Raw genomic sequence first — 15,204 nt, 5'->3', positions numbered from 1 at the left:
CGATATGGATATCAGCCGTCTGTCCATCTCCGCCCGAATCCTGGGCATCATCGCGCTGCTCTCAATGCTCGCCATCGGTGTCGGTCTGTTCGCCTCCACCCGGCTGGTCAGCACCGATGCCCAATATTCGCGATTGCTGAATGGCGACCAGACGGCAGCGCTGGAGGTTGTGCGCGCCGTGCGCGAACTGACGGCGGTCAGCCGGCAGAGCTACAAGCTGCTCTCCATGCCCGATGAGAAACGCATCCAGGAAGCCCATGATCGCGGTGTACGCAATTTCGGGCAGGCATCGGGCCATCTGGACCGGACACGCGAGACCGCACCGCGCTATGCCGCCCGTATCACGGAGATCCAGAAGGATCTTCTGGCCAGCCAGGAGATTTTCAAGGAGATCGCGCCGGCGGTGCGGGCCGGCAACCCGGCTGATGCCCTGGCACTGGTCAGTGGTCGTTTTGATCCCGCCATGGACGGATTGCGCGACAAGGCCCTGAAATTGTCGGATGAACTGCGCGAAGCGGTCCATGCCGAGTCTGTGGCCGCCACGGCGGATGCACAGCAATCCCGGCTGCTGGTGCTGGCCACCATGGGTGCCGGCATCCTGCTGCTGGGGGGATTGGCCTTCTATATCTCCACCTACACAATCGCGCGGCCCGTGGAGGCGGTGACGGGGGCCATGGCGCGGGTGGCAGGGGGCGATCTGTCCGTTTCGGTACCGGGGCTTGGCCGCCATGACGAGATCGGGCGGCTGGCGACAGCGCTGCAAACCTTCAAGGCCAACGCGTCAGCGGCACAGCAGCTGGCAGAAGAGGTCAAGCAGGGCGAACAGCGGGCCGAGGCGGAACGGCGCCAGGCGATGCTGACGCTGGCCGACAGTTTCGAGGCCGGGGTCATGGGGATCGTGTCGCGCGTCGCCTCGGCCGCCAGCCACCTGAATGACAGCGCCATCACCCTGTCAGCGTCGGCAGAGCAGGCGCGGGGGCAGACGAGCGTCGTTTCCGCCGCTACCGACCAGACCAGCGCCAATGTGCAGACGGTGGCGGCATCGGCAGAACAGATGACCGCCTCCATCGGGGAGATCACGCGTCAGGTCGGCGCATCGGCCAGCATTGCGCGCGCCGCCGCCGAACGGGCCCAGGCCACCAACGGTACGATCCAGGCCCTGGCGACGGAGGCCGATGCCATTGGCGCCGTCGTCAAGCTGATCGCAGAGATTGCCAGCCAGACCAACCTGCTGGCGCTGAACGCCACCATCGAGGCAGCACGCGCCGGAGAGGCCGGCAAGGGCTTTGCCGTCGTCGCATCAGAGGTCAAGAACCTGGCCAGCCAGACGGCCAAGGCAACAGAAGACATCTCCGCCCGCATCGCCGCCATCCAGCAGGCCAGCGGCGGGGCCGTGGCGGCCACCACCGAGATCACGCGGACCATTGCGGAAATCAATGAGATCGCCACCAGCATTGCCGCCGCTGTGGAGGAACAGGACGCCGCCACGCGTGAGATCGCCCGCAATGTACAGCAGGCGGCCATCGGCACGGCGGAGATCGCGGGCAATATCGGCGGCGTGAGCCACGCCGTGGAAAGCACCAGCGGCAGCGCCACAGACCTCCTGTCGTCTGCCAGCGAACTGACGCGGGAGGCGGATGATCTGCGCCAGCAGGTGGAGAAGTTCATCGCCCGTGTACGGATCGGTTAACGTTACGGAAACTTGGAAATGATGCTTATGGTCATACAAGGTGATGTTGCAGCATCGCACTATCACCCATAGTTTCAGAGATCGGTTCCTTGAATTTGGGGAGGATCATGCGTCGGCTCAAGTCACTGGCATTGCTGTGCGGGCTGCTTCTGGCACCGCTGCCGGTGGCAGGGGCGGAGGAATGGTCCTTCACAAGCCTTGAATGGCCGCCCTTTTCGGGCAGCCTGCCGCAGGGCGGATCCATGAGCACCGTCCTGCGGGCAGCGTTCGCCACCCAAGGCGACAGGTTCACCGTCACGATACTGCCGTGGAAGCGGGCTGTGTCCACCGCCATGCAGACCGATGGTCATTATGTGGGCTTCTTCACGGCCACGCCGACGGAATGTGCGGCGGCTGGCGGCATATTGTCAGAATTGCCCATCGGCACCTTCCGCTATGCCCTGGCTGAACGCCAAAACGACCCGATCAAATGGCAAAACCCCAACGATCTGCAAAACTTGCTGATCGGGATCGTCGACGGTTACGACAACGGACCCATCATTGACGGGCTGCGTGGCAAAGGCACGTTGCGCGTCGAGGTCGCGGCCTCGGATATTGCCAACCTGCGAAAGCTGCAGGCGGGACGCATTAACGCGGCCGTTGTGGAAGTATCACAGTTCAGTTTCCTGAAATCTGAACTAGAGCGCGACCGCAATGCCAAAGACTTCGCTCCGCTTTCGCTGAGTGCATTCTCGATCGGATCGTCTGAAACATTGCATGCCTGTTTTAATCAGAGCGACCGCGCCAAGCGTGCCCGCCTCAGCCTGCTGCGCGGATTGAAACGCATTGATCGGGAAAGGGTGGCTGACCAGTATCTGGAAAGCCTGCATCAGGATATGGCGGCATCGAACTGAGGGGCGCCCCATGGGCCACCCCTCAGCCGAAAATCACAGCACCGTCAGCATGCTGGCCACCAGCGGGTGGCGCACAATGTCGGCATCGGCCAGACGCACGATGGAAATCCCCTCCACCACCTCCAGCCGGCGGGCAATGTCGGCCAGTCCCGACACGCCGGGCAGCAGGTCCGACTGATCCGGGTCACCCGTCAGCACCATGGTGGAATGCCAGCCCAGGCGCGTCAGCAGCATCTTGATCTGGGCATAGGTGCAGTTCTGCGCCTCGTCGATCACCACGAAGGCATTGTTCAGCGTGCGTCCGCGCATGTAGCCGACGGGCGCGATCTCGATGGAGCCATCGGCCATCATGGCCTTCAGCCGCTTTGACCCCAGCCGGTCCGACAGCGCGTCGTAAAGCGGGCGCAGGAACGGTGCCATCTTCTCATTCACGTCGCCCGGCAGGAAGCCGATGCTTTCGCCGGCCTCGATGGCGGGGCGGGACAGGACGATCCGGTCCACCTCCCCCTTTTCCAGGGCCGTGACCGCCGATGAAATGGCCAGATAGGTCTTGCCGGTGCCAGCGGGACCCAGCGCCAGGGTCAGGTTGTGATCCTTGATGGCCTGCATCAGCAGGGCCTGACCCGCACTCATCGGCTTGACGGTGCGGACATAGGATTGCTCGCGCCGTTCATCCCCGGCATTGCCCAACGGGTCCCAGCCCGTGGACTGGCGGGGGAAAAGCGGCTGGACCTTGTTATCACTGCTGCTGGACGCGGGCTTGGACTGGCGCTTGGCCATCTGGCATCTCCTCACTTGCGGCAAAGGACATTGTCCGGTTGAAGCGGGAACGCGGCAGGACGGCGACGGGGCAACAAAAAACCGCACCCTCGGGTCGAGTGGTGCGGTTGGTGTGCGTGCCGTCGGACGGCTGATGCTGCTGCGGGCGGTGCGCCGGGTACCGCGCTTCGCGGTGCCGCGCGGCCTGCTATGGCCGCTGCGCTGCGGGATGATGCTGCTGGGCAATATGCCATCAACATGTATCCGGTCCACCCCCATTTAGGATCAACGATAGGAACGTTACCCCATAAATTTTCAGCCGTCACCAGCCATTGCGGATGAAACGGAATATTCACACAATATCTGGCGACATACACCTTTCGGAGGCAGCACCCGAGTCGGGCTTCGCGGGTGCAGTAGGAATGTTGGCAACGATGGGGCGGCGCCATCGGGGCCGCAGCCGGTTGCAGCGGTGGCATCCCCATACCCCCGATACGGCAGGAAAGGGCGGGAACGGGGCCCCGAAAGCGGCGTGCGGCACCTTCATGCGGCCCCACCCGGAATAGATATTGTGGAACATTGGCGCATTGTCGCAAGATATGCCGCACGAAAAGCTTGCGTCGGCACGCGAAACGCGGTTGAACGGCGGGATGATGTGAATGCGGACGAGAGAATGGGCGGCGGGGCTGCGCCGTTCCCTTGTGCCGTATGCGGGGACAGGTGGGGTCTGACACGGATATGAGCAATCAGGTCGCCTTCAGGGACGCGCCATTTCAGTTGCGCGGCAGCACCTTCACCATGATGGTGCTGAAGGTCAGCGACCCCCACAATCCGAATTTCTTCCCCGTTCTGTCGGGCAAGATCGCGCAGGCGCCGAATTTCTTCCGCAATGCCGGCGTCGTGCTGGATCTGGACGATCTGCCTGCCGGCATGCCGTTCGACATGGATGCGTTCTGCAAGCTGCTGAAGAATCTGGGCCTGATGGCCGTGGGTCTTCTGGGCGGCACCAAGCCGCAGCAGGATGCGGCCCTGGCCCGCGGCATGGCGCTGATCGCCGCCCCGCGCGGCAAGGTGGAACTGTTCGACCCGCTGGCCGGCACGGGCCGCAGCCCGGCCCAGGGCCTTGCCAATGTGCAGGGTCAGGGACAGCCGCAGGCCCAGGCCGCCCCCAACCCCGCGCCTGCACCGGCGCCCGCCCCGATGCCGGAACCGGCACCGCAGCGAAGCGCGATGGTGATCGCCGAGAATGTGCGGTCGGGCCGTCAGATCTATGCGCCCGGCGGTGATCTTGTGGTGATCGGCTCTGTCAGCCCTGGTGCTGAACTGCTGGCCGATGGTTCCATCCATGTCTATGGTGCGCTGCGCGGTCGGGCCCTGGCCGGTGTCAGCGGTGACCAGGGGGCACGGATTTTCTGCCAAAGTCTGGATGCCGAACTGGTATCCATTGCCGGCCTCTACCGCGTGTCGGAAGATATCGGCAAGGATATCCGCCGTCGTCAGGTTCAAATTTACCTGAACAATGGCTATCTGCATATCGATCCACTGGCCACGAATGTGGCCTGAGTAATCCGCAGGCCGCCCCATGTGTGGCCTGATGAACAGTTTGATCAACCTTTGAGCTTGGGAGACGCCTCTTGGCCAAGATCATTACGATGACCTCCGGCAAGGGCGGCGTGGGGAAGACCACTTCGAGCGCCGCCTTCGGCACCGGCCTTGCCCTACGTGGGTTCAAGACCTGCATCATCGATTTCGATGTGGGCCTGCGCAATCTTGACCTGATCATGGGATGCGAGCGCCGCGTGGTGTTCGATTTCATCAACGTCATCAATGGCGAGGCACGCCTCAGCCAGGCGCTGATTAAGGATAAGCGGGTCGAGAACCTGTACATCCTTCCCACCAGCCAGACGCGCGACAAGGACGCGCTGACCCAGGAAGGTGTCGGCAAAATCCTGGACGAGTTGAAGAAGGAATTCGACTACATCCTCTGCGACAGCCCGGCCGGCATCGAAAAGGGCGCGCTGATGGCCCTCTACTGGGCCGACCATGCCATCATCGTGACCAATCCCGAAGTGTCGTCGGTGCGCGACAGCGACCGTATCCTGGGCGTGATCCAGGCCAAGTCGCGCCGTGCCGAACAGGGGCTGGAGCCGGTGAAGGAGCATCTGCTGGTCACCCGCTACGATCCCGACCGCGTGGAGAAGGGTGAGATGCTGAAGGTGGAGGATGTGCTGGAAATCCTGGCCATCCCGCTGCTGGGCATCATCCCGGAAAGCCCGGCCGTGCTGAAGGCATCGAACGTCGGCATGCCTGTGGTGCTGGACGACAAGTCCAATGCCGGCCTTGCCTATGCCGATGCGGTCGGTCGCTTCCTGGGCGAAACCATCGAGCATCGTTTCATCAAGCCCGAGAAGAAGGGCTTCCTGGACCGCCTGCTGCGGAGGACCGCATGAGCCTGCTTGACCTTTTCCGCAAGTCGAAGCCGCCCACGGTGGCGGCCCAGGCCAAGGAACGGCTGCAGATCGTTCTGGCGCACGAACGGTCGGGCCGCGATAGCCCCGATTTCCTTCCTGCCCTGCAGCAGGAACTGCTGGCTGTCATCAAGAAGTACGTCAATATCGACGACGACAAGGTGGCGGTGAAGCTGGAACGCGAAAGCGGCTGTTCCATGCTGGAAGTGAATGTGGAACTGCCCGGTCCGGCCAAGCGCGGAACAGCAGCCACCATCAACTGATCCAATACGCCTCAGCGGCCCTAAACATCTTGCCCGCCCCCCATGGGGGCGGGCATTGTGTTATGTAACAATGCCTGCTGTATCTGGATGCGACATTGGCTCGACTTGGTCTGCCCCGGCTGTTGTTCTGCGCACTGACGCTGCTGACGGCGTCGGTAGCGCTGCCCGTACGGGCCGGGACGGACCTTGTGGTCGCCACCTCCGGTCTGGTCAGTGCCGATGACCCGCATCAGGCGCGCACAGGGGCCGATTTCCAATATTATGAGCATCTGTTCGACACGCTGGTGACGCGTGACGGGTTCAACGTCGCGCCCCGTCTGGCCACCAGCTGGTCCAGCAGCGATAACCGCACCTGGACCTTCCAGATCGATCCCTCCGCCCGCTTTGCCGATGGCAAGCCAGTGACGCCGCGCGATGTCACCTATAGCCTGTGCCGGTATCAGGTGCTGATGCGCGGCATGGGACGGGACGGGATCGGTTTCACGCGTGTCACGGCAGAGGCCGGGGGCCGTGTCAGTCTGGTACTGGACACTCCCTACCGCCTTCTGCCCGCCGCCCTGTCATTGCTGTTCATCGTCGCGGCCCCCACGGATGCCGCCGATGGGCCGCTTGGGTGCGATCCCAAACAGGTGACCGCCAGCCGGGGACAGCCGCAGCGGGGCAGCGGCCCCTATGTGCCGGCCAATGAACCAGCTGCGGCCGAACGGCGGGTGCTGCTCCCCTCCCCCAATTGCTGGCGCGACTGTTCGGTCTGGCGCCGTGTCGTGCTGTGGTCGCAACCGGATGCGCGCGACCGCCTGCGCCTGCTGGTGACGGGCGATGCCGACATCATGGAGGATGTGATCCCCAGCCAGTTGCCCTATCTGGGCAAGGTGCGGGGCGTGGCCGTCACCGAACTGCCGACCGACCGTACCCTGCTCTTGACCTTCAACCTGCGCCCCACCCTGCCCGATGGGCGGCCCAATCCACTGGCGGATATCCGCGTGCGCCGGGCCATCGCCATGACGGTGGACCGGCATCTGCTGGTCGATCGTGGCCTGGAGGGGTTTGCCGGTCCCGCTTGGCAACTGGCCCAACCCGGTATGGAGGGCTATCTGCCTGACCGGCCCCGCGCCATGCATCCCGATCCTGATGCGGCCCACGCCCTTCTGGCCGAGGCGGGATATCCTGATGGGCTGCGCCTGCCGCTGCTGCTGCCGGCCACACGCATCACCGACCGGCCGCGTGTGGCGGATGCCCTGTCCGGCATGCTTCGCGCCATCGGGATCGAACTGGAGATCACACCGGTTCCCGCCGCCGATGCCCGCGCCCGTGTCGTGGCCGGGGAGTTCGAGATCATGTTCGCCGGCCTGGGTCTGACGGCGGGATCGGCCATGGAGGGGTACAGCTCCATCGCGGGTTCGGCGGAAAAAGACAGCGTGATCAATCCCAGCGGCTATCGCAATCCGGCCCTGGATGCCCTGCTGCGGCAGGCGCGTGGCGCCAATCCAAAGGATATTCCCAGCCTGACCGCACAAGCGACGGTGATCCTGGAAACGGATCTGCCGGTTGTGCCGCTGATGCATATCCGCGACCTTGTCGCCCACCGTGCGGGTCTGACCCTGCATGCCCGTGACACGGCCCGTGCCTTTGGCCGCATCACGGCGCCCGTTACCGCCGATGCCCGACCGTCGGGGAACAGTGTGCTGGACCGGAACTGACACGATTTTCCGCAGGGGCGCATACACACAAACGTATTCTCTCGTTTCTGACACTTTTCGTTGCGACGGAAAGGAGTCATGATCCCTTCACGCATGGCCGGTGCGTGGTAGCGGAACGGGGGTGCGTGGAATGGCTGGACGCCGGACCGTGCCGGGCTTTCTAGGCCTGCTGGGCATGCTGCTGCTTTCCTGGCTGAACGCCGCACAGGCGCAGGCCGCGGGCCCGACAGAGCGGCTGACCGTGTTGATGGCCAGCAGCCCCAGCTCCCTGGACCCGCACCGCGCCTATACGGGCAGCGATTTTCAGATCATGGGCCATCTTTACGACAGCTTGGCGGAACGGGACCTGTTCCATCCGGCGCCCGGCCTTCTATCGGAATGGCAAAGCCAGGATCAGCTTCTATGGCGCCTGCGCCTGACACAAGGTCGCCGGTTTGCCGACGGATCGCCCGTGCAGGCCCGCGACATCGCCTATAGCCTGTGCCGGTGGGCGGCACTGAACCGCGGCAATACCGGCTTGCCCCTGTCGCTGCGCCGTGCGGGGGTGGCGGGGGATGGTGAAGTCGTGCTGGAACTGACACGACCTTTCACCCGGATGATCTCCGCCTTCTTCCTGATCTACGGCGTCAAGGCACCTGCGGCCTTCACCGACGCATCCTGTACACCGGACATGCCGGTGGGCCTGCTGATGCTGTACAGCCCGCCCATGGGCAGCGGCCCCTATCGGATCGCCGGGTTAGATAGCGGCCGGGAATACAGGCTGGCCGCCGTGCCCCCCGTCAATGGCCGTACGGCAGCCCCGTTCGAGGAAGTGTTGCTGCGCGTAGAAACGGAAAGCCAGGCCCGTGTCCGCGCCCTGGCCGATGGTCAGGCCGACATCATTGAGGACCCGCCACCGGCGCCCATGGCCTATCTGCCGGGCCTGCCGCATATCAGCCTGACCGAACTGCCCACGGACCGCACCCTGTTTCTATCGCTGAACCTGTCAGGCGACAGTCCGGGCAACCCGCTGGCTCGTGGAAGCCCGGCCCTGATGGATACCCGTGTCCGCCGCGCTCTGACACTGGCCATCAACAAGCCGCTGCTGGCGCAGCGCGCCACCGATGGCTATGGCGCGGCGGCTAACCAACTGGGTTCCCCCGGCATGCGCGGTTTCGCCTCCGACCGGGCACAGGATAGCTACGATCCCGCTGCTGCCCGTTCCCTGTTGCGCGCTGCCGGGTTTGAGGCGGGCCTGACGCTGGAACTGCTGACCGCGCCCAGCCGCGGCAGCGACGGCGGACGCACGGCGGATGTGCTGGCCGGCATGCTGTCCGCCGTGGGGATCAAGGTGAATGTGCATCGCGTCGGGCGAGAGGAATTCCGGGAACGGGTCCGCGATGGCCGCTTCGATATGGCGCTGAACCTGATCGGTATCGAGGATGGCATCGTCCTCAGCGCCTATGAGGCCATGCTGCGACCGGTGCCCATGCGGACCATCATGAATCCCGGCCAGTATCAGGATGCCGAGATTACCCGCCTTCTGGCGGCGGCGGAAACCGATCCGGCGGCCATCGATACGGCGGTGACGGGCATTCAGGCGGTGCTGGACCGTGACACGCCCTTCATCCCGCTGCTGCATATGCGCGATCTTGTCCTGCACCGCGCCGACCTGATCGTCGCACCCCGCGACACAGGCCGGGTGTTCGGTCGCGCCGTCACCCCGCGTGATGGGGCGCCGGTGCGATAGGCGATATTTCAGCCCTTGCGGACGGGGAACACATGGGCCGCTTCCGGAAAGGCGCGGGCGCGCACGTCGGCGGCATAGGATGCGGCGGCCTGCGACACCTGCTCCCCGATCTCGGCATAGCGTTTCACGAATTTGGGCGTGAAGCCCGCGAACAGGCCCAGCATGTCATCGGTCACCAGCACCTGACCATCACAGGCCGCACTGGCACCGATTCCGATGGTGACGACGGGTACCTGTTCGGTGATCTGGCGGGCCAGCGGCTCCACCACGCCTTCCACCACAATGGCGAAGGCGCCTGCCTCGGCAATGGCACTGGCATCGCCCAGGATCTTGGCCTGTTCGGCATCCGAACGACCACGAGCACGATAGCCGCCCAGCGCGTTCACCGCCTGCGGCGTCAGGCCGACATGGCCCATGACGGGGATGCCCCGGCGAACCAGGAATGCAACCGTCTCGGCCATCTCCTCCCCACCTTCCAGCTTCACGGCAGACGCGCCGGTTTCGGCCAGGACGCGGGCGGCATTGCGGAAGGCCTGGGCGGGGCTTTCCTGATAGCTGGCCCAGGGCAGGTCAACCACGACACAGGCCTTGGACGACCCGCGCACCACGGCGGCGCCATGGTTGATCATCATGTCCAGCGTGACGGGCAGCGTGCTGTCCAGCCCGTACAGCACCATGCCCAGACTGTCGCCCACCAGCAGACAATCACAATGATCATCCAGCAGCGTCGCCATGGAGACGCTGTAGGCCGTCAGCACCACGACCGGTTCCTGTCCTTTGCGGGCAGCGATATCGGGCACGCTGATGCGCTTCACCTGGGCGCTGGCGCTCATGCCTTTACTCCTCCGGCCGTGATTATTTGTGCGTTGCGGCATCCCGTACCGCAGATTGGGGGCGGCGTAAAGGGTGGGCGGTTGGGGGGCGTTGCGCCCTCACCCTCCCGTCGGCTGGCGCCGCCGGGCCCCTCCCTCTCCCGCAAGCGGGCGAGGGGTTAAATTTTTCGTCCCTCGCCCACGAACGTGGGAGAGGGAGGCGCCCGAACGCGTCAGCGTTTGGGAGGGTGAGGGCTACCCCATAAACCCGTCACGCCATCGCCATGGCCCCTGCCCGCCGGCCCAGCGCCAACGGAGGCGGAAGATTGGGCGGCAGCGTCGGGCCTGCTTCCACCTGCGACCGTACCCGGCGCACCACTTTCTTATACGCCCCGCTCTCGATCTGGCGGATACGCTCCTTGCTGACGCCGTAATGCTGGGCCAGCCGTTCCAGCGTCACCGGCTGATCGGCCAGATTACGGGCAGCGAAGATATGGCGCTCACGGTCACCCAGCTGGGTCAGCGCATCCTTCATCAGGGCGCGCCGCGCCGTCAGTTCGCCTTTCTCGGCCAGCAGTTCCTCCACGCTTTCCGTCTCGTCGGCCAGCATGTCGATGGCTTCATGGTCGCCATCCTCCCCAACGGTTACGTTCAGGGAACTGACCGGCGTGGCGAAACGGTGCTCCATCTCGCGCACATCCTCGATACTGGCGCTGAGCGTCTGGGCGACCAGGGCCGCCTCCGCATCGCTCATCACCCGGTCATGGATGCCCAGCTTGCGCTGTGTCTGACGCAGGTTGAAGAACAGGCGCTTCAGGGTGGCGGTATTGCCGCCCTTCAGCAGCGACCAGTTATGCAACACGAAGGACTGCACCTCCGCCCGGATCCACCACAGGGCGTAGGTGGCCAGACGGAAACCGCGCGTGGGGTCGAAACGCTGCACCGCCTTCACCAGCCCGATATTGGCCTCCGACACCAGATCGGCGACGGGCAGGCCGGAACGGGCATATTTGCCGGCCACCTTGACGGCCAGACGCATATGGGAACGGACAAGCTTGTCAAAGGCGCGGCGATCCTGGCGCTCCGTCCAATCGCGGGCCAGCTGCGCCTCCTGTTCGGGCAGCAGCATCGGGTACCGGTTGGCCTGGGCCGTGAAGGTCCTCAGAACATCTGCGCTTTCGCCGTAATGGGCCATGATCTGTCTCCCCGGAAGATGCTGGCCGCACGGGCAGCCGCACGCATCTCCCGTCTTAGAATAATTCTAAGATAGGATGCGGGTGTCGGTGCCGCAAGACCGGCCGGCGTCATATCGCCAAGGACATAGCGGCCCTACGCTTCCCGCATCACTGCTCGGGAAACCAACAACGCTGGGTGGCGAATGGTTCCGTGCGATCAGGCGTTGGGCAGGCCGGACAGGGCATCCAGCACAATGCCTTCGGTCAGGATCTGCGGCAGGATCACCGGTTCCGCCTTGCCCGGCAAATAGACGAGGTAGAGCGGCACACCGCTGCGCCCGTGGTTTTCCAGGACGCGGGCGATGGTGGCGTCACGGTTGGTCCAGTCACCCTTCAGATAGGCGACACCCTTGGCCTTCATGGCGGCCTTCACGGCGTCGGTCGACAGCGAGGTGCGTTCATTGACCAGACAGGTGACGCACCAGGCCGCCGTGAAATTCACGAAGACCGGCTTGCCCTGCCCCGTCAGTTCGGCCTGCTTCTCTGCGGTCCAGGGCTGGTAATCGCTGCTGGCGGGCTTGGCGCCGGCCACCTGTTCCGGTGCCGGAACGGTCCGCGCCGTGCTGGCGCCGGCCACCGCCCCGCCCAGGGCCAGGACGGCCAGCAGGCTGCCGAAAGCGCGTCCCGCCCCGCCCGACAGCCGTGTCTGGCCATAGACCCAGGCGGCAAAGGCGATGGCGACCATGCCGGCCAGAACGGTGGCCAGGGCCGCCGGTCCCGCCTGGATCGACAGGACCCAGACCAGCCAGGCGGCAGAGGCATAAAGCGGGAAGGCCAATGCCTGCTTCACCCGCTCCATCCACAGACCCGGACGAGGCAACCGCCTCAGCAGGGCCGGGCTGAACGACAGGGCCAGGAAGGGCAGCGCCATGCCCAGACCCAGGGCCAGGAACACCGACAGGGCCACGGGCCAGGGCTGGGTGATGGCAAACCCCAAGGCGGTGCCCATGAAGGGCGCGGTACAGGGCGTCGCGACGACGGTGGCCAGCACACCGGTAAAGAAGCTGCCGGCCAGCCCATCACGGCCCGCCAGCCCCTGCCCCACCCCCATCACCGACCCGCCCAGGGTGAAGACGCCCGACAGCGACAGGCCCAGCAGCAGCATGACATAGGCCAGGATGGCGACCACCAACGGGTCTTGCAGCTGGAAGCCCCAGCCGATGGCGGCACCCCCGGCGCGCAGGGCGATCAGGGCGCCTGCCACCACGGCAAAGCAGGCCAGGACGCCCGCCGTATAGGCCAGCCCATGCCGGCGGGCATGCCCCGGCCCATGCTGCAACAGGGCCAGCGCCTTCATCGACAGGACAGGAAAAACGCAGGGCATCAGGTTCAGCACCGCACCACCCAGCAGGGCCAGCAGCAGGGCCGTGGCCCAGCTTGTCTGCCCATCCCCACCCGTGGATGCCTGGGCAGCGGCCCCCACCGCCGCCTCCACCGCAAATGCATGGCGAACCGACTGCCCGTCCAGTTCCTCGGTAAAGGACAGGACACCCGTCACCGGCCCGGCGGGCAAGGCGCCACCGGGCACCAGCGACAGGGTCAGGCCATCGGCCCCCAGGCGCAGTTCCTGCGCGGCGTTGGCGGAGGCGACCTTGTAATCATGCGGGAAGAAGAAGACCTCGCTGATCTTCCCCTTGTCCAATCCGGGGGCAGCCAGGGTCAGGCGGTGGGCCTTGTCGCCGGGCGACAGGGTGGCTGTGTAGGGGCTGGGCACCGGCAGGCTGGCGCGGGCCCGGGTGAACAGCGTCGCCGCCTCCGGCTCCACCGCCGCTGTCCCGGCCACCACCGGCACCGCGATCGACAGGTCCGCCGATTCGGGGATGCAGATATCCTCACAGACCAGCCAATCGACCTTGGCATCCAGTTGCACCGCCTGCCCCGGCGTGGCGTTGGATGGCACCGTCAGGGGGACCAGCAGATGCACCTGATCGGCATAGCCGAAATTGACCAGCGGCCCGATGGGGAAGCGTTGCGGCGCCGGCCAGGTGATGACGTCGGCCTTCCAGCCCTCTGGCAGGGTCCATTTGATCTCAGTCGGAATGCCGCTGTCGCCCGGATTGATCCAGTAGGTGTGCCAGTGCGGGCGGATATTCTGGGTCAGGGCGGCCCACACCGTCTGTCCCGGTGCCACGCCCTGGGTTTCCAGGGTGATGAAGGTTTCCACATTGTCGGTCGCCACCAGATTGGACCGTACGGGGGCCGCCTGCACGGCACCGGCCAACAACAGGGCGCACAAGGTGGAAAGGCCGAATTTCTTCATCACCGAAACCCATGGGAAAGCAAAGGCGCCTCTCTATGTAGTGTGACCTTGGCCCCGGGGCCAGTGCGGCTTTGTTTCAAGTTGTGTCAGCGTGACGGGGCCATTGCCCGTCCGCCATCGCCCCTGTAGGGTCGCAACCCCGCCCCGCGCCCGTGCATCTTGCCGGATGCGCCCCACCGCCCCCATCTTCGGCGGCAGACAATCCAACGCCGTTCCCAAGGAAGCATCATGGCGACCCATCGTTCCAAGGTCCTGATCATCGGCGCCGGCCCGGCCGGCTATACCGCCGCCATCTATGCCGCCCGCGCCAGCCTGGAGCCGGTGCTGGTGCAGGGCATGACGCCGGGCGGACAGTTGACCATCACGAAGGACGTGGAAAACTATCCCGGCTTCGCCGACCCTGTTGAAGGCCCCTTCTTGATGGAACAGATGCGGGCGCAGGCCGAACGTTACGGCACCAAAATGTTCTACGACATCATCACCGATGTCGATTTCACCAAGCGCCCGTTTGTGTGCAAGGCCGACAGCGGCGATGAATTCGTGGCCGACGCCGTGATCATCGCGACGGGCGCGCAGGCCCGCTGGTTGGGCATTCCGGGCGAAGAGCATTATCAGGGCGGCGGCGTCTCGGCCTGTGCCACCTGCGACGGATTCTTCTTCCGGGGCAAGGAAGTGGCCGTGATCGGCGGCGGCAACACCGCCCTGGAAGAGGCGTTGTACCTGACCCACCACGCATCGAAGGTCACACTGATCCATCGTCGCGACAGTTTCCGCGGTGAACGCATTCTGCAGGAACGCGTGGCCGCCCATCCCAAGATCGAAGTGGTCTGGGACAGCGTGGTGGAAGAGATCCTGGGCAAGGGCGGCTCCAGCTTCACCGACCCGAAGCTGGTCACGGGCGTGCGCCTGCGCAATGTGAAGACCGAGACCGTCACGGAACGTTCGCTTGACGGGGTGTTCGTGGCCATTGGCCATGACCCGGCCACCAGCGTGTTCAAGGGCAAGGTCCGCATGGATGACGAAGGCTATATCGTCACCGACCCGGACAGCACCCGCACCGACATCCCCGGCGTCTATGCCGCAGGCGACGTGAAGGACAAGGTGTTCCGCCAGGCCGTGACGGCGGCGGGCATGGGCTGCATGGCCGCACTGGAAGTCGAAAAGTTCCTGGCCGGCCACTGATTCGACGCCAGCATCAAGGCCGATGCCAAAGATTATGTGAAAAGGCCAAGGGATGGAGGCGGAGTCGCCGTTTCCATTTCCTGGCCTTTCTTCATTTTACCACTTTCGCAGGGGTATTCCGTGTCCGTCCCTCGGCGAACTGTTGCAAGAACAATACGATAGCTAGCGGTAAATCGACATTTTGGTGACAAGCCCTAGCATTGGCGGCAGGGG

13 protein-coding genes are annotated in these 15,204 nt (G+C 64.9%); 9 read left to right on the top strand and 4 right to left on the bottom strand.

Annotated features, from left to right (window positions below; genetic code table 11):
- Positions 1 to 4 precede the first annotated feature (4 nt).
- Both ACT6Q8_RS07255 and ACT6Q8_RS07250 read left to right on the top strand, forming a co-directional pair.
- Positions 5 to 1,690 carry a methyl-accepting chemotaxis protein gene (locus ACT6Q8_RS07255; protein WP_444734633.1) on the top strand — a complete coding sequence of 562 codons (1,686 nt, stop codon included), beginning with the start codon at positions 5 to 7 and terminating at the stop codon, positions 1,688 to 1,690.
- 107 nt (positions 1,691 to 1,797) lie between these two features.
- Positions 1,798 to 2,583 (top strand): hypothetical protein, encoded by a 786-nt coding sequence (locus tag ACT6Q8_RS07250; protein ID WP_156344400.1) that lies wholly within the window; start codon positions 1,798 to 1,800, stop codon positions 2,581 to 2,583.
- A gap of 33 nt (positions 2,584 to 2,616) precedes the next feature.
- On the opposite strand, the gene ACT6Q8_RS07245 is transcribed toward ACT6Q8_RS07250, so the two are convergent.
- Positions 2,617 to 3,363: a PhoH family protein gene (locus ACT6Q8_RS07245; protein ID WP_054166061.1), complete on the bottom strand. Its 747-nt coding sequence runs from the start codon at positions 3,361 to 3,363 to the stop codon at positions 2,617 to 2,619.
- A 112-nt stretch (positions 3,364 to 3,475) separates the two neighbouring features.
- Between ACT6Q8_RS07245 and ACT6Q8_RS07240 the strand changes: the two genes are divergently transcribed.
- From ACT6Q8_RS07240 to ACT6Q8_RS07215, 6 genes are all read left to right on the top strand, one after another.
- The gene (locus ACT6Q8_RS07240; protein WP_156344401.1) at positions 3,476 to 3,625 is read left to right on the top strand and encodes a hypothetical protein; all 150 of its coding nucleotides are present in this window, start codon (positions 3,476 to 3,478) and stop codon (positions 3,623 to 3,625) included.
- A 455-nt stretch (positions 3,626 to 4,080) separates the two neighbouring features.
- The gene (gene minC / locus ACT6Q8_RS07235; RefSeq protein WP_444734632.1) at positions 4,081 to 4,905 is read left to right on the top strand and encodes a septum site-determining protein MinC; all 825 of its coding nucleotides are present in this window, start codon (positions 4,081 to 4,083) and stop codon (positions 4,903 to 4,905) included.
- 71 nt (positions 4,906 to 4,976) lie between these two features.
- Positions 4,977 to 5,792 (top strand): septum site-determining protein MinD, encoded by an 816-nt coding sequence (minD, locus tag ACT6Q8_RS07230; protein WP_054166063.1) that lies wholly within the window; start codon positions 4,977 to 4,979, stop codon positions 5,790 to 5,792.
- Entirely contained in the window at positions 5,789 to 6,073 is a 285-nt protein-coding gene (gene minE, locus ACT6Q8_RS07225) for a cell division topological specificity factor MinE (RefSeq protein WP_054166064.1), read from the top strand. Before minD ends, minE begins: the two co-directional genes overlap by 4 nt.
- 95 nt (positions 6,074 to 6,168) lie before the next feature.
- On the top strand, positions 6,169 to 7,773 hold the full coding sequence (locus tag ACT6Q8_RS07220; protein ID WP_444734631.1) for an ABC transporter substrate-binding protein: 1,605 nt from the start codon (positions 6,169 to 6,171) through the stop codon (positions 7,771 to 7,773).
- A gap of 130 nt (positions 7,774 to 7,903) precedes the next feature.
- A complete protein-coding gene (locus ACT6Q8_RS07215) occupies positions 7,904 to 9,502 on the top strand; it encodes an ABC transporter substrate-binding protein (RefSeq protein ID WP_444734630.1) in 1,599 nt (532 codons plus the stop codon).
- Positions 9,503 to 9,510: 8 nt separating this feature from the next.
- Here ACT6Q8_RS07215 and panB read toward each other — a convergent pair whose 3' ends face one another.
- The 3 genes from panB to ACT6Q8_RS07200 all read right to left on the bottom strand — a co-directional run bounded on the left by panB (position 9,511) and on the right by ACT6Q8_RS07200 (position 13,809).
- Positions 9,511 to 10,335 (bottom strand): 3-methyl-2-oxobutanoate hydroxymethyltransferase, encoded by an 825-nt coding sequence (gene panB / locus ACT6Q8_RS07210; RefSeq protein ID WP_054166067.1) that lies wholly within the window; start codon positions 10,333 to 10,335, stop codon positions 9,511 to 9,513.
- Between the two features lie 250 nt (positions 10,336 to 10,585).
- Positions 10,586 to 11,509 (bottom strand): RNA polymerase factor sigma-32, encoded by a 924-nt coding sequence (locus ACT6Q8_RS07205; RefSeq protein WP_054166068.1) that lies wholly within the window; start codon positions 11,507 to 11,509, stop codon positions 10,586 to 10,588.
- 197 nt (positions 11,510 to 11,706) lie between these two features.
- A complete protein-coding gene (locus tag ACT6Q8_RS07200; RefSeq protein WP_444734629.1) occupies positions 11,707 to 13,809 on the bottom strand; it encodes a protein-disulfide reductase DsbD family protein in 2,103 nt (700 codons plus the stop codon).
- Between the two features lie 228 nt (positions 13,810 to 14,037).
- On the opposite strand from ACT6Q8_RS07200, the gene trxB reads away from it, so the two are divergent.
- Positions 14,038 to 14,991, top strand: coding sequence for a thioredoxin-disulfide reductase (gene trxB, locus ACT6Q8_RS07195; protein ID WP_054166070.1), 954 nt, complete (start codon positions 14,038 to 14,040; stop codon positions 14,989 to 14,991).
- Positions 14,992 to 15,204 lie beyond the last annotated feature (213 nt).

The sequence above is a fragment of the Niveispirillum sp. genome (genome assembly GCF_052437035.1).
Classification (GTDB): domain Bacteria; phylum Pseudomonadota; class Alphaproteobacteria; order Azospirillales; family Azospirillaceae; genus Niveispirillum.
Note: the sequence above shows the minus strand (reverse complement) of the source record. Positions and strands in the feature narration are given on the sequence as shown.

Bases quoted from the DNA above. Each gene is read 5' to 3' on its own strand.
- ACT6Q8_RS07255 (WP_444734633.1), top strand. From the start codon at position 5: ATGGATATCAGCCGTCTGTCCATCTCCGCCCGAATCCTGGGCATCATC.
- ACT6Q8_RS07250 (WP_156344400.1), top strand. From the start codon at position 1,798: ATGCGTCGGCTCAAGTCACTGGCATTGCTGTGCGGGCTGCTTCTGGCA.
- ACT6Q8_RS07245 (WP_054166061.1), bottom strand. From the start codon at position 3,363: ATGGCCAAGCGCCAGTCCAAGCCCGCGTCCAGCAGCAGTGATAACAAG.
- minC (WP_444734632.1), top strand. From the start codon at position 4,081: ATGAGCAATCAGGTCGCCTTCAGGGACGCGCCATTTCAGTTGCGCGGC.
- minE (WP_054166064.1), top strand. From the start codon at position 5,789: ATGAGCCTGCTTGACCTTTTCCGCAAGTCGAAGCCGCCCACGGTGGCG.
- ACT6Q8_RS07215 (WP_444734630.1), top strand. From the start codon at position 7,904: ATGGCTGGACGCCGGACCGTGCCGGGCTTTCTAGGCCTGCTGGGCATG.
- panB (WP_054166067.1), bottom strand. From the start codon at position 10,335: ATGAGCGCCAGCGCCCAGGTGAAGCGCATCAGCGTGCCCGATATCGCT.
- ACT6Q8_RS07205 (WP_054166068.1), bottom strand. From the start codon at position 11,509: ATGGCCCATTACGGCGAAAGCGCAGATGTTCTGAGGACCTTCACGGCC.
- ACT6Q8_RS07200 (WP_444734629.1), bottom strand. From the start codon at position 13,809: ATGAAGAAATTCGGCCTTTCCACCTTGTGCGCCCTGTTGTTGGCCGGT.
- trxB (WP_054166070.1), top strand. From the start codon at position 14,038: ATGGCGACCCATCGTTCCAAGGTCCTGATCATCGGCGCCGGCCCGGCC.